The 14,190-nt window shown below is 39.1% G+C and carries 7 protein-coding genes; 3 read left to right on the top strand and 4 right to left on the bottom strand.

The genetic code is table 11. The annotated features are described in order from the left end of the window. Nucleotides 1-100 precede the first annotated feature (100 nt). Together J7E57_RS03815 and J7E57_RS03810 are read left to right on the top strand one after the other, a co-directional pair. Complete coding sequence (locus J7E57_RS03815; RefSeq protein ID WP_215125278.1) at nucleotides 101-3,127, top strand: DUF2723 domain-containing protein; 3,027 nt, start codon at nucleotides 101-103, stop codon at nucleotides 3,125-3,127. Nucleotides 3,128-3,343: 216 nt separating this feature from the next. After that, a complete protein-coding gene (locus J7E57_RS03810) occupies nucleotides 3,344-6,373 on the top strand; it encodes a DUF2723 domain-containing protein (protein ID WP_215125277.1) in 3,030 nt (1,009 codons plus the stop codon). A 301-nt stretch (nucleotides 6,374-6,674) separates the two neighbouring features. Here J7E57_RS03810 and J7E57_RS03805 read toward each other — a convergent pair whose 3' ends face one another. Continuing rightward, on the bottom strand, nucleotides 6,675-7,637 hold the full coding sequence (locus tag J7E57_RS03805; protein WP_108197621.1) for an acetyl-CoA carboxylase carboxyltransferase subunit alpha: 963 nt from the start codon (nucleotides 7,635-7,637) through the stop codon (nucleotides 6,675-6,677). A 109-nt stretch (nucleotides 7,638-7,746) separates the two neighbouring features. Here J7E57_RS03805 and J7E57_RS27230 point away from each other — a divergent pair, with 109 nt between their 5' ends. Continuing rightward, nucleotides 7,747-7,878 carry a hypothetical protein gene (locus tag J7E57_RS27230; protein WP_262897866.1) on the top strand — a complete coding sequence of 44 codons (132 nt, stop codon included), beginning with the start codon at nucleotides 7,747-7,749 and terminating at the stop codon, nucleotides 7,876-7,878. 304 nt (nucleotides 7,879-8,182) lie between these two features. Here the strand turns inward: J7E57_RS27230 and J7E57_RS03800 are convergent, their stop codons facing one another. The 3 genes from J7E57_RS03800 to J7E57_RS03790 form a co-directional block, all read right to left on the bottom strand. Continuing rightward, entirely contained in the window at nucleotides 8,183-9,742 is a 1,560-nt protein-coding gene (locus J7E57_RS03800) for a S10 family peptidase (protein ID WP_215125276.1), read from the bottom strand. Between the two features lie 281 nt (nucleotides 9,743-10,023). After that, nucleotides 10,024-12,363: a family 20 glycosylhydrolase gene (locus J7E57_RS03795; protein ID WP_215125275.1), complete on the bottom strand. Its 2,340-nt coding sequence runs from the start codon at nucleotides 12,361-12,363 to the stop codon at nucleotides 10,024-10,026. Nucleotides 12,364-12,591: 228 nt separating this feature from the next. Further along, entirely contained in the window at nucleotides 12,592-14,187 is a 1,596-nt protein-coding gene (locus J7E57_RS03790) for a SusD/RagB family nutrient-binding outer membrane lipoprotein (protein ID WP_215125274.1), read from the bottom strand. Nucleotides 14,188-14,190: the final 3 nt, after the last annotated feature.

Below are 14,190 nucleotides of genomic sequence, written 5' to 3'. Positions count from 1 at the left end.
AAAAAAATCATCATATAGCGTGCAACATTTTCTTTTTTTATGCGACTTTTTTTACTACGGACCACTTAAATCATTTATTATCAAAGACTAAAATTAAACTATGAATTACTCAAGGATCAACACCATTGGAGGCTGGCTCTGTTTTATCGTTGCCGCGCTCACCTACATCTTAACTTTAGATCAATCTGTAAGTTTCTGGGATTGTGGCGAATTTATTTCTTCGGCTTTCCGAATGGAGGTAGTTCACCAGCCCGGCGCTCCAATAGTCTCCATGATCCAGAGGTTGTTTTCGGCACTCGCTTTTGGCGATAAAACTAAAGTTGCCTATTTTGTTAATATATCTTCGGCACTTGCCAGCGCAGGCACCATCCTCTTTTTGTTTTGGACCATTACAGCACTGGCCAAGAAAACGGTCATTAAAAAAGGCGAGGAAATCACCAGCCAGAAAATCATCGGCATTATGGGTGCAGGTTTTGTTGGGGCTTTGGCTTATGCCTTTTCTGATAGTTTTTGGTTTTCGGCAGTGGAAGCAGAGGTTTACGCCATGTCGTCGCTTTGTAGCGCCATTGTATTTTGGGGCATATTAAAATGGGAATCGCAGGCTGATGAACCTAAATCAGACCGGTGGTTGCTTTTTGTGGCTTATATTATGGGTATTTCTATAGGTGTACACATCTTAAATCTGCTAACCATCCCTGCATTGATATTTGTTTATTATTTTAAAAAGAACCCCTCGCCCAATTGGCAAAGCGTGTTAAAAATATTTCTTGTTTCAATCACTGTATTAGCAGTCGTACAGTTCGGCATTATTCAGTACGTGGTATCTTTTGCGGCAAATTTCGATTACTTTTTTGTGAATACGATGGCCCTGGGTTTTGGATCGGGTGTATTATTTTTTGCCATTTTAGTAATTGGAAGCCTGGTTTACGGCATCCGCTATTCCATCCTCAAAAATAAAAGGGTTTTAAACCTGATCATGCTATTTACGGTTTTATTGCTATTTGGATACAGCTCTTTTGCCCTACTCATTATCAGGGCGCAGGCCAAACCAAATTTAAACAATACCGATCCAGAGAATGCTTTTAATTTTCTGAGTTATGTAAACCGTTCGCAATACGGAGACAGGCCTTTATTATATGGCGAAAATTATAATTCTGAAAAGATCGACATTAAAGAAAGCGGCAAACTTTACAGAAAAGGAGAAACAAAATATGAATCAGCAGGAACAAAATCTGACTATGTTTTTGACGATAAAACTTTAGCTCCACGCATGTACAGTGATAAACCCGAGCACATTAGGTTTTACAAAAGTTACATGGGTTTTGATGATGAGCATAAACCTACCTTAATGGATAACCTAAAATACATGTTCTCTTTCCAGACCGGACAGATGTACATGCGTTATTTTATGTGGAATTTTGTGGGCAGGCAAGACAATGAAGATGGGCAATTTGGCGGGAAAGATGGCAATTGGCTCAGTGGCATTAAACCTTTGGATGCGATCAGGCTTGGTGATCAGAAAAACCTTCCACCATCCATTGTAGAAAACAAAGCATACAACAGGTTCTTCTTTTTGCCGCTGATTATTGGTTTGATCGGCGCGGTTTGGCACTTTAAACGGAATCAAAAAGATGCAGGTATTATTGGTTTACTATTTGTTTTTACTGGTATTGCCATTGTAGTTTATCTGAACTCAGTTCCGATTGAGCCACGTGAAAGGGATTATGCCTATGTGGGTTCGTTTTATGCCTTTGCCATCTGGATCGGTTTAGGTGTATTTGGATTAAAAGACTTTATCTTCAAAAAACTAACGCCTGTGCGGGCCAGTATTTTTGCTTCGATTATTGCCTTGTTCGGTGCTCCGATCATTATGGCCAATCAGGGATGGGACGATCACGATCGTTCTGATAGCCACGTAGCGAGAGATATGTCTGTCAATTACCTAAAATCGTGCGCTCCTAATGCTATTTTGTTCACTTATGGCGACAATGATACCTACCCGGTTTGGTACGCGCAGGAAGTAGAAAACATCCGTCCGGATGTGCGTGTGGTAAACCTAAGTTTATTCACCGCCGATTGGTACATAGACGGTATGAAAAGAAAGCAAAATCAATCAGCGCCGCTTCCTTTAACGATTAAGCGCAATCAATATGTTGCTGGTACACGCGATATTATGTATTATCAGGATTATAAAATCGCCCAGCATATTGAGTTGCAGGAAATTTTGGACGTGCTTCTATCCGATCATGACGAAGATAAAGTAACCATGACAGATGGTTCTAAATACAATGTGCTACCAACCAAAAACCTTAAACTGGCGGTAAGTCCACAGCAGGTTTTGGATACCGGAACCGTGCCTAAAGAAGATGCAGGCAAAATTGCTAGCAGTATGGAGTGGACTTTTAACCAAAATTATGTTACGAAAGGGACATTGGCCTTGTTTGATATTTTGGTACACAATAATTGGGAGCGACCGATTTATTTTACTGGGGCAATGCCAGATGAGCAATACGTTGGGCTAAATAAATACCTTTATGTGGAAGGATTGAATAAAAGGTTATTGCCCTTAAAACCAGATACGGCAATTACACAAGATTATGACCGTGTAAACCTGAAACCGATGTACAACAATATGATGAATGTTTATGGTTTTGGCAATATTAAATACGCCAACCATTTAGACAGGCAATCTGCTGATGATGTAACCATGTTCTCGAATATGTTTAACGGTTTATTAACCGGCTTGATAAATGAAGGTAAAATTACCGAAAGCAAAAAAGTGGCTAATAAATATTTTGAAGTCATTCCTGCTAAATTCTACAGCATGCGACAGATAATGAGCACTTATTATTTCACTGAAAACCTTTATCGTTTAAATGATTTAAACCGTGCAAATGCGATGATCAAAAAAACTGCCGATTATGTGGGCAGGGAATTAACCCATCTTGCTGATGTTTCAGAAAGTAAAAACCAGCTATCATCTGAGCAGGATGTACGTTTCTACCTTGGCTATTTAGGACAAATGGTAAAATTAACCGAGGTTTTTAAACAAGCTGAGCTAAGCAAAAGCCTTGAAAAAAAATACAATGATCTGATTGTAAGGTTTACCCCATTTGCAGCGGGTTAAGCTAAAAACATTCTAAATTTTAACCCATAGGCAGATTTCACCTTTCTGCTTATGGGTTTTTGCTTCTCAAATAAATTAAAATCCTTTATGTTAAAGGCCTTAAGCCGTTAAAAATTGTTAAATCAATCCAAAAATTTACCTGTTTTATCGACTAGAATAGTTAATTTCGGCAGCATTTTTATGTGAAAACAATTTTTAATATCATTAAACAAACCAATGAATTATTCAAAAGTTAATAATATAGTAGGCTGGATCTGCTTTTTAATTGCTACACTAACTTACGTTTTAACCTTAGAGCCTTCTGCCAGTTTTTGGGATTGCGGTGAATTTATCGCATCGGCATTTAGGATGCAGGTTGTTCACCAACCGGGTGCGCCTTTGTTCTTAATGATCCAACGTTTCTTCTCTATTTTTGCAGCTGGAGATTTGACCAAAATCGCTTACTGGATGAATGTTGGTTCGGCTGTATCGAGCGGGGCAACTATCTTATTCTTATTTTGGACCATCACTGCATTGGCTAAAAAAACGGTGTTAAAAGCTGGTGAAGAACTAACAACCGGTAAATTGATCAGCATTATGGGTGCAGGTGCCGTTGGCGCTTTGGCTTATACTTTCTCTGATAGTTTTTGGTTTTCGGCAGTAGAATCAGAAGTTTACGCACAATCATCGTTATTCACGGCGATTGTATTTTGGGCTATCCTTAAATGGGAAGCACATGCCGATGAGCCACGTGCCGATCGTTGGTTATTGTTTATTGCCTATATTATGGGTTTATCAATTGGTATCCACTTGTTAAACCTGTTAACCATCCCAGCACTTGCTTTTATTTATTATTTCAAAAGAACAGATAAAGCAACAACATCGGGAATTATTAAAACCCTTATTGTTGGTATTTTAATCTTAGCGGTAATCCAATATGGTATTATCCAATACCTGGTTTCGTTCGGTGCTTATTTCGATTTATTCTTTGTTAACACATTAGGTCTGGGTTTTGGAACAGGCGTTTTATTCTTCGCTATTTTATTAATCGGCGCCCTGGTTTGGGGAATCCGTTATTCTATCCAGCACCAAAAGAAATTATTAAACTTAGGTTTAATCTCTACTGTATTAATCATTTTCGGTTATGCATCATTCTCGATGATTATCATCAGAGCAAAGGCAGATCCGAACTTAAATAACAGTGCACCGAAAGATGCTTTCTCTTTCTTAAGTTACCTAAACCGTGAGCAATATGGCGACAGGCCATTGGGTTATGGCCCTAACTATAACTCTGAAAGAGTAGGCGTAACTGAAGGAAAAACCATCTGGAGAAAAGGAAAAGACAAATATGAGGTAGCGGGTAAAAAAACCGATTACGAGTATAACAACAACACTTTACTGCCACGTATGTATAGCGATGATCCTAAACATGCTGCTTTTTATAAAGAATGGATGCGCTTAGATGATTCTAAAAACCCTAATCTGGTTGATAACGTTGGTTTCTTGTTCAGCTATCAGATTGGCTACATGTACATGCGTTATTTCATGTGGAATTTTGCTGGTCGCCAGAATGACGAGCAAGGCCAGGGTAGCGGACATGAAGGTACCTGGATTAGCGGCATTAAACCAATTGATGCCATGTTGAGAGGCAATCAAAGCAATCTGCCACCATCAACCGTCGATAATAAAGCGTATAACCGTTTCTTCTTTTTACCATTAATTTTAGGCGTTATTGGTGCACTTTGGCATTTTAAACGTAACCAAAAAGATGCGGGAGTTGTAGCATTACTATTCTTCTTTACCGGTATTGCCATTGTATTATACTTAAATCAAAAACCATTAGAACCCCGCGAAAGGGATTACGCTTATGTAGGATCGTTCTATGCCTTTGCAATATGGATCGGGCTCGGGGCACTCGCCATTAAAGAGTGGTTGTTTAAAAAACTAACGCCAACTGCCGGTGCCATTGGTGCAACCGTAATCGGATTACTTGCTGCACCGGTAATTATGGCCGGGCAGGGATGGGATGATCATGACCGTTCTACGAAAATGGTTCCGCATGATATTGCCTTGGATTACCTACAATCTTGTGCGCCAAATGCCATCTTATTTACTTATGGCGATAATGATACCTACCCACTTTGGTATATCCAGGAGGTAGAAAATGTTCGTCCTGATGTGCGCATTGTAAACTTAAGTTTATTCGATACAGATTGGTACATTAATGGTTTAAGACAAAAACAAAATGAATCCGCTCCATTACCAATTTCGATGAAACCTGAACAATATGTACAGGGAGAAAGAGATGTAATGCCATACGATGATTACAAAATTGCAGGTAGTGTGGAGCTTAAAAACGTAGTTGATTTGTTGCTATCAAACGATGAGAGCGATAAAGTACCGATGCAGGATGGATCAAAATCTAACTTCCTGCCAACTAAAAACCTTAAAATTACAGTAGATCCGCAGCAGGTAATAAATACAGGAACAGTACCTGCTGCTGATGCTGCAAAAATCACCACCACAATGGATTGGAAGTTTAATAAGGGTTATGTTACTAAAGGAACTTTGGCCATGTTCGATATCCTTGCACATAACAACTGGAAACGTCCGATTTATTTCGCTTCTACAGTACCTTCTGAGCAATATAACGGCTTAGACAAATATTTATACAGCGAAGGTTTGGCCATGCGTTTATTACCACTTAAAGCTGACACAACAGCATCTGAAGATAGACCAGAGCAATTAAATACGCCTGTATTGTATAATAATGTGATGACTAAATTTAAGTGGGGAAATATGAAAACCGCTAAATATTTAGATCCACAGTCATCAGATGATACTTTCATTTTCACCAATCTCTTCAGTAGCTTAACCAGCAGCTTAATTAAAGAAGGTAAAATAGCTGATGCCAAAAAAGTAGTAGATAAATATTTTGCAGTAATGCCTGATAAATTCTTCGGCATCCGTACGGTTGTTGTAAAATTCTACATGGCTGAAAACCTATACAAACTAGGAGAAACCGCCCGAGCTAATGATATTTTAGACAAATCTGGCGATTATATCAATAAAGAATTAAACTACCTTGCCGATATCTCTCAATCAAAAGGTTTAACCGGATCGCAGAACATTCAAACGGGATTATACTACCTAGACAGAATGATTAAAACGAGTAAAGCTGCAGGTCAGGATAAACTGAGCGATAAGCTGCAGAAAACATTTAACAGTTTAGAAGGCCGTTTATCGATGTTTTTCCCACAACAGTAAACGGATCAGAAAATAGCTTACAAAGCAGCTGCATTAATTTGTAGCTGCTTTTTTGTTGACCAACAATAGATCGTCATTTCGAGCGAAGTGCAACGCAGTCGAGAAATCTGCCTAGATAGACCTCTCCATTCCACTACGTTCCAGTCGAGATGACGTTTTTCGTTTAAAATGTTTCAGTGATAGTGCAACCAAACGGAGAGACTAAATTCAGGTTACGATCCGTAATAAAGCTTTCGGATTTGTCCAAAAAAAATCCTGTTCAGCATTGCCAAACAGGATTCAAATTTATTTTAGTTAATGATTATTCGTTTACAACACCCATCGCACAGAATTTTTCAATCCGCTGTTCAATCAGTTTATCAGTTTTTAGTTTACCTAAAGCAGCTAAATCTTTAATAAGGTAATCTTTTAAAGTTCTGCCCATTAACTCCGGATCCTGATGTGCACCTCCAAGCGGCTCAGGAATAATACCATCGATTAGTTTGTTGCCAAACATATCATCAGAAGTTAATTTTAAGCATTCAGCAGCTTTCTCTTTAAAATCCCAGCTTCTCCATAAAATAGACGAGCAAGATTCAGGAGAGATTACCGAGTACCAGGTGTGCTCTAACATATATACTTTATCACCGATACCGATACCCAAAGCACCTCCCGATGCACCTTCACCTACTACAACACAGATAATCGGCACACGGAGAATAGACATTTCCAACAAGTTTCTGGCAATAGCCTCACCTTGTCCCCGTTCTTCAGCCTCTAAACCAGGGTAAGCACCCATAGTATCGATAAAGGAAACAACCGGTTTATTAAATTTTTCAGCCAAACGCATTAAACGCAAAGCTTTACGGTAACCTTCAGGGTTGGCCATACCGAAATTACGGAACTGACGCTCTTTGGTGTTTTTACCTTTTTGGTGACCAATAACCATTACCGTTTGGCCATTTATGGTAGCAAAACCGCCAATAATCGCTTTATCATCTTTAACGGTTCTATCGCCGTGCATTTCAATAAAATCATCGCAGATCATATTGATGTAATCGAGTGTTTGCGGGCGATCGGGATGACGGCTCATCTGAACCTTGTTCCAACCGGTTAAATTTTTATATAAGTTATTGGTAGTTTCATCTAATTTACCATCAAGCTCGTCTAAAGTGGCAGACATATCTACCTTAGTTTTTTCGGCAACTTGCTTAACCTTTTCTATCTGCTGAACTAAATCGGCAATAGGTTTTTCAAAATCGAATGATGTTTTTATTTGCTGCATAATTGAACCACAAAAATAAGTAATTATTTTTAGTTTGCAGTGAACAGTTTTTTGTTTGCTTTTTTGGGCCGGCTAAATTGCTTTAAATAACTGTCAAATTAATAGCAGTATGCAAAGAAGTTATAAGCTAACCTATAATTTGGAAAGCAATTACAGTGGTGCTTCGGTTAAAGCAGTCCTGCCATTTGCTTTTAGCCCAGATGAAAAATCTGGGGCTATCGCGGCTGTCAGGTTTAGATAACAGCTGTTTTTGCAACCATGAGGGGTTTAATACCACCGCCCTAACCTACATAGCCCTGATTGAAGCGGAGATCCTTTTTTGTCAGCCTGAGCGGAGTCGAAGGGCAAAAAAGATCGGCGCGCAAAGCAGGACGAACAATAATTATTGCACTGCAACTGCGCTCCAGATAAAACTCGAAGCATTAATTTATAAGAGTTGACAACTGATTAGCGCGGTGCAGAGAAATCTTTGAGCGATTTATTTGGATTCGATTCAAAGATTTCTCCATTTCGCTGCGCTTCAGTCGAAATGACGACCAAAAGAGCTAAAACTTAGCGGCCTCACCTGCTTTTGGTAATGCTTTTTTAATAAATTCACGGATATGGTTATTGGCCGTTTTCAGATCATCTTTACGTAAATACATCATGTGCCCACTGCGGTAACCTTCCCAGCTCATGCGGTCTTGCAGTTTACCGGCGGCATCTAACTGCCACATGCTGTATTTCGCGTTGAAATAATCGCAGGCACCATCGTAATAACCTGATTGCACCAATAAGTGCAGATATGGATTCTGTGCCATGGCCTGGCGGAGGTTATCGCCGGTTTGGTCGCCAGTTTTATCCCATGGGTAAACGGAACCGAACATATTGTACTTTAAATCGGTTTTATAATTCAGCTCGTTGCGGATGTACATATTAATGGCTGGTGTAAAAGAATGTAGCCAAGAAGTCAGTTCGGCATTATAATCGGGTCCTTCGCCGGCACTCATTTTATCGATACCACGATAGCGCGAATCTAATCTACCAACAGTAAAACCTTTATCTCTCAGCAGTTCTTTCCAAAAGAAATCAGCAGGTACATTGAGGTTGTAATCTAATATCACTTTTTCTGAAAGACCAGCGTAACGGGCCATCTTTGTGGCAATGGCTTTCTTTTTATCAGCACTTAACATCCCGCCCTGCGAAATAGCTGGGATTAATTCATTAATGGTAAAATTTTCAACCTCAGGAAGCATGGCTGTTAAATCTTTGCCCTGTAAATCAGCCGCAAGCGCCTTATGGTACCAGGCTGTAGCTGCAAAATATGGCAAACGCAAAGCCGCATCAACAGGGCCACTACGCTCAATACCAAGTTCTGTTGGCGAAACCAAAACCACGCCGTTTAAATACATCCATTGACTGTTTTGCAGCTCTAAAGCCAAACCCGAAACGCGTGTGGTACCATAACTCTCGCCAATTAAAAATTTTGGAGAGGCCCATCGGTTATTACGGGTTACAAAAGTATTGATCCACTCGGCCAGATATTTAATATCGGCACGTACTCCAAAGAACTTATTGGTTGGAATATCTTTACTCACCGCTCTCGAATAGCCAGTATTAACCGGATCGACGTAAATAATATCGGCAACATCTAAAATAGAATATGGATTTTCTTTATAACCATAAGGCTGCACAGGATAACCTTCGTCATCAATATTTAAAATCACAGGACCAGTATAGGCGATGTGCATCCAAACTGAAGCTGAACCCGGGCCGCCGTTAAAAGAGATTACTAAAGGTCGTTTATCGCGATTTTGCACATCACTGCGTTCGTAATAAGTATAAAACAAACCTGCAATCGGTTTTCCGTCTTCATCCCAAACCGGCAATGTACCTGTTGTGGCCTTATAGGGAACCGATTTACCATCGATATTTACAGTGTGATTGGTAACAACAGAACTTTCTACCTTAATGGTCCTTTCGTTTACTGAAGATTTAGGTTCATCTTTAACGGTAACCTGGGTAGTGGTTACGGTTTCTTTAGATTGGCTTTTTCTTGGTTCTTGTTGCGCATATGCAAAAATACCCATGCTTAAAAATGTAGCGAGTATAAATCTGAATTTCATTGTTTTGGTTTGGTTTCTAAATATCAAACTATTGTAGCGTTAATCAAAAAGCGCATTAGAAATGTTACCATAAAAGAAAAGTCTTGACGCTTGCCAAGACTTTAATTATTCATGTTACAACAGAATTTCTGATGAGTTTAAAATCGACGCAAAATGCAGCACAAACGTTTGCTTAAAATATTATTCAAAATGTAGGGAACAAAAAAGCCGATACCGCAAATGCGGTATCGGCTGGTAAAAACTGATTTAATCGAGACGGGTTATTGTTTAATTCTTTTTTATTACTTTAAGGCCAGAATCTCTTCATCTGACAATACCTTGTTCCAAACTTGTAATTCATCTAACTTTCCTTTAAATCCACCAACAGTTTGAAGTGGAAAAAACAAAGTTTCCGATTTACGCACTTTCGTTTTGTCTTTATCTGTAAACGTGATCCAGTTATCGTACAATCGTTTTTCAAGTTTACCATTTACATAAAGGCTAGTACCTTTATTGGTTCCGGTTATCACAACGTGTGTCCAGCTATTATCGGGCACAGCATATCCAAAATCGATATCATAACCTTCTCTCGAAAACCCAAGTTTGCCTGTACCTGTTTGTTTTAATTTCACGGTAGCGTTAGGCGATTTGAATAACAGCGCACCATCCAAATTGTTATTGGCAGGGTTTACCCAAAAAGAAACCGTATAATTATAACCTATTTCAGCGTATGGTAACCTGGCATAACTATCTTTTCCTGAAAATGACAAAGCATTCTTTGAATATCCTTCTATATAAGTTGCGCCAGTAGTTTTGATCTGATTGTCTTTTTCATCAAAGTTAAACCGGACTGTAAATGGCGCATCATTTTTAGATAGCTTTCCACTGATGTTTAATGAAGGGCCTTCTCCTATCTTCTTGCTCAAAACGTCAAAATCATCGAACGTTAAAGTTGTATTGTTTCCTCCCCACATCTTTTGTGCTAGTACCTGCATAGCAGGGAATACCCTGTCGTGTACATCTTTTTCAGTAATTCCGTTGCCTACAATATCATTCCACACCGCAAAAGAGCCACCTAATATAGTAGGATCACCAGGTGTAAACTGAACATTTCCGATCATCGAAGGCGTCCATTTATTATAAAGATTTTTAATGTTCAGGTAATCATAATAGTAGCCTGCTGCAGGTACAATATATAGCCATCCATCAGGCGTACTGATTTGCTTATAGCCCAGTTTCTTCATCTCAACAGGGTTAGCATAACCGTTATACCAGGTATTCATCACCACATTTTCTACTTTTACAGGAGTGGTACCTTTTGCGTGTGTTAATGCTCCCCACAGCCTAACATCTTTTCCAAAACTTTCTACATATTTAATCATGCGATCGGTAAAAGCCCTGAAAACTTCTGCATCTTTTTTAGCATATTCATCTGTACCAATGTGAACCGCTTTACCCGTAAACACTGGTGTGTTACCAGAAATATATTCTTTAAATACATTTTCCATAACCGTATAACTAAGTGGATTATGGAGATCGAGGTGATCCATACCATATGCTTTACTGCCAATTTCGGGGACTACCTTGGTAAAGGCCAGCGCATGCGCCGGTGCATCAATTTCTGGAATAATGCGGACCGCATAATTATCGGCTAACTGTTGTAGCGCCATAAATTCCTTTTTGGTATAAGAACCATCTTTTGCCGTCAGCCCCGGGTAGGTTGTATTTTCTAAGCGGAAAGACGAATAGGTATCAGCCCAATTATCATTGAAGTATTTTTTAAAGCCATTGTCATTTAAGTGGATCTGAAAATCGTTCAATTTGTAGTAAGACATGAATTTCACATAATCTCTTAAAAACTGCAGGCTAAAGAACTTACGGCCAACATCGAGCACAAATCCGCGTACTTTAAACGCTGGATAATCTCTTGCCAATCCTTTTGGAATGGAATTTTTCTGTTCCAGTAACTGTAGCAAAGTTCTGGTTCCCCAGAATAATCCCTGATATTTTACTGCACTAATGGTAATATGTTCATCTGCATTAAAGTAGTATCCTTCTTCGCCAATGCTTTTATCTGTTGCACCTAAGGATAAAAAAATATCGCCTTTTTTAGCCTTACCTTTCACAATTAACAGGCTGAAACCTAGCTGATCTTTCAGCTCTTGTTTTAAAATGCTGGCAGCGTTCTGCAGCTGTTTCTCATTCGCTGTATTTAAAACAATTCTACTGGTGGCCGTTAAAGAGAAATTGCCTTTACCACCATGCCATTCGCGTAAAGCGGGGATTACAAAAGGCTGTGGGTTAATACCACCGTCTGAAAATTTCCCTGGGACAACGATCTGTTTAGATACATCGTACTTTATCGAATCGCTTACCTGACTAATCAGTTCGAAATACAAGTTTACATTTGTTGCAACCAGTGGCCTGGTAATATCGCCAGATGGATTTACTATTGGTTCGCGATTACTTCCCTTGAATACCAGAGAGTAACCTTTTGGGCTTTCTGGAAAAATAATTTTCTTGTCGCCAGCCTTTATTTCTTTAATGTTAGGTACTGATTGAATAACCGTGCTGTCGGTTTGACCGAATAAAAGACCTTGAGTAACAATAAGGAAACCGAGAGTAAATAGAATGCTTTTCATGTATAAATAATGAATTATTATAATTAGCGTTTAGCGTATTCCGTTAAGTACATTACAGTTTTAATACTGAAGATGATGTACTTATGAGTTAAAGATAAACTAAACTTCTTTATACGCTCAAGTAAGTTTTGCGCAAACGTTTGATGAAAATGCAATAACAAACAATGGAATAAAAAAGCCGACACTGCATAAGCAATGTCGGCTAGTAAAAAACCGGGATGATATAAATTATTTATCCCACCAAACTCTACCTGCAAGGTTATCGCCACCTGGTACAGCTGCGGAAGCGGCCTTGTAGTTAACACCATTTTTAGCTGCTTCCTCTACTGGATAAGGGAAACGACGGGGAATAGTTCCGTTAGTAGCATTTCCAGGATAAACCACGGGGGTTAAAGTCGGGAATCCAGACCTGCGCCAATTAGACCATGTTTCGTAAAAATCCAACATGGTGCATGTATGTAGCCAATATTGGGTATTAATCATTTCCAAACCATTAGCTGCGATGTACGGATTGGCAATGGCATAGGCATCGGCTACAGTGCTTGATATCGCCAGACTGGCGTCGTATTGAGATAAGAAAGTGATACCAGCAGATAAACCATTAGCATAGTGGGCCGCGGCTGATCCACTAATTGCCCATCTTTGCGCAGCTTCTGCCAATAACAATTCACTTTCGGTATAAGTTAAGATAAAGGTAATACCATCTTTCTTAATCATTGCCGGGTTAGGTGATGAATAAGCAGGAAAAGTTGTATAAGAAGCATCTTGCCTAATATCTCTACCAGCAATACCACTTAAATCTTTCCCGTTAGGCATTCCTTTTTGAACAAGTGGGTCGGCGCTGTAATTAGGATTTTGTGTCTTCGTATTTTCATCAAGAAAAAGTCCTGTAACGGCAACTTTTCCTAAACGTGGGTCGTTTACTGATTTTAATTTGTTAATAAAATTTTGTGACCACTTCACATAATAATTTTCTTGTCCGCCATCACCAGCCAATACCTGACTGTTGCGGTTCTGAGTAACCCTTGCGCCTGATACATCATGTTTAACAAAGGCATTGTCGTCATTGCTGATCATGGTTTTACCAATTACCTTTTGTGCATAGGCTTTAGCTGTATTTTCATCTACTTTGGTTAAACGCATGGCTATACGCAATAATAAAGTGTTACCGAATCTTTTCCATTTATTGATGTCTCCTTTGTAAATGGCATCTCCTGTAACTTTATCTCCATTCACATCCAATGCATTTGTTGCTTCTTCTACCTCTTTTAATAAATCGGTATAAATTGCCTGTTGCTTATCATATTTAGGTGCTAAATTACCTGTATAATAACCTTGTCCTGCTTCTGAATAAGGCACATCACCGTACAGATCGGTAATACGCTCAAAAATTAACGCTTTCCATAAACGTGCAACCTGGCGTACGTTATTATACTTAGAAGACCCTTTTGTAAATTCAACAATATCAACAATAGGTTTAACCTGTTCTACATAAGCACCAACAGACGTACTGCCCCAATAAGCTGCAGTATAACCTTCATTAAGCAGATACTTATCTCCTGCCCAATAGCTTACAACAGTAGAAAGCCCCTGCATCATAGTAGATGAATAAATCAAATTCCCTCTCCAGGTATCATAAGCGAAATCGATGCTCCCAGTATAAGTAAGCTGAGCGGTAGTTAAGGTAAAATTAGGATCGAAAGTAGCTGCCCCATATGCAGAAGGATTGGTATTGATATCTTCGAAATCTTTGGTGCAACCAGAGATTATTAACATGCCGATACAAAGTAACAGGCTATATTTTTTTAATATGTTTGTTTTCATTGT

Source organism: Pedobacter sp. ISL-64 (genome assembly GCF_018613605.1).
Lineage (GTDB): Bacteria > Bacteroidota > Bacteroidia > Sphingobacteriales > Sphingobacteriaceae > Pedobacter.
Note: the sequence above shows the minus strand (reverse complement) of the source record. Positions and strands in the feature narration are given on the sequence as shown.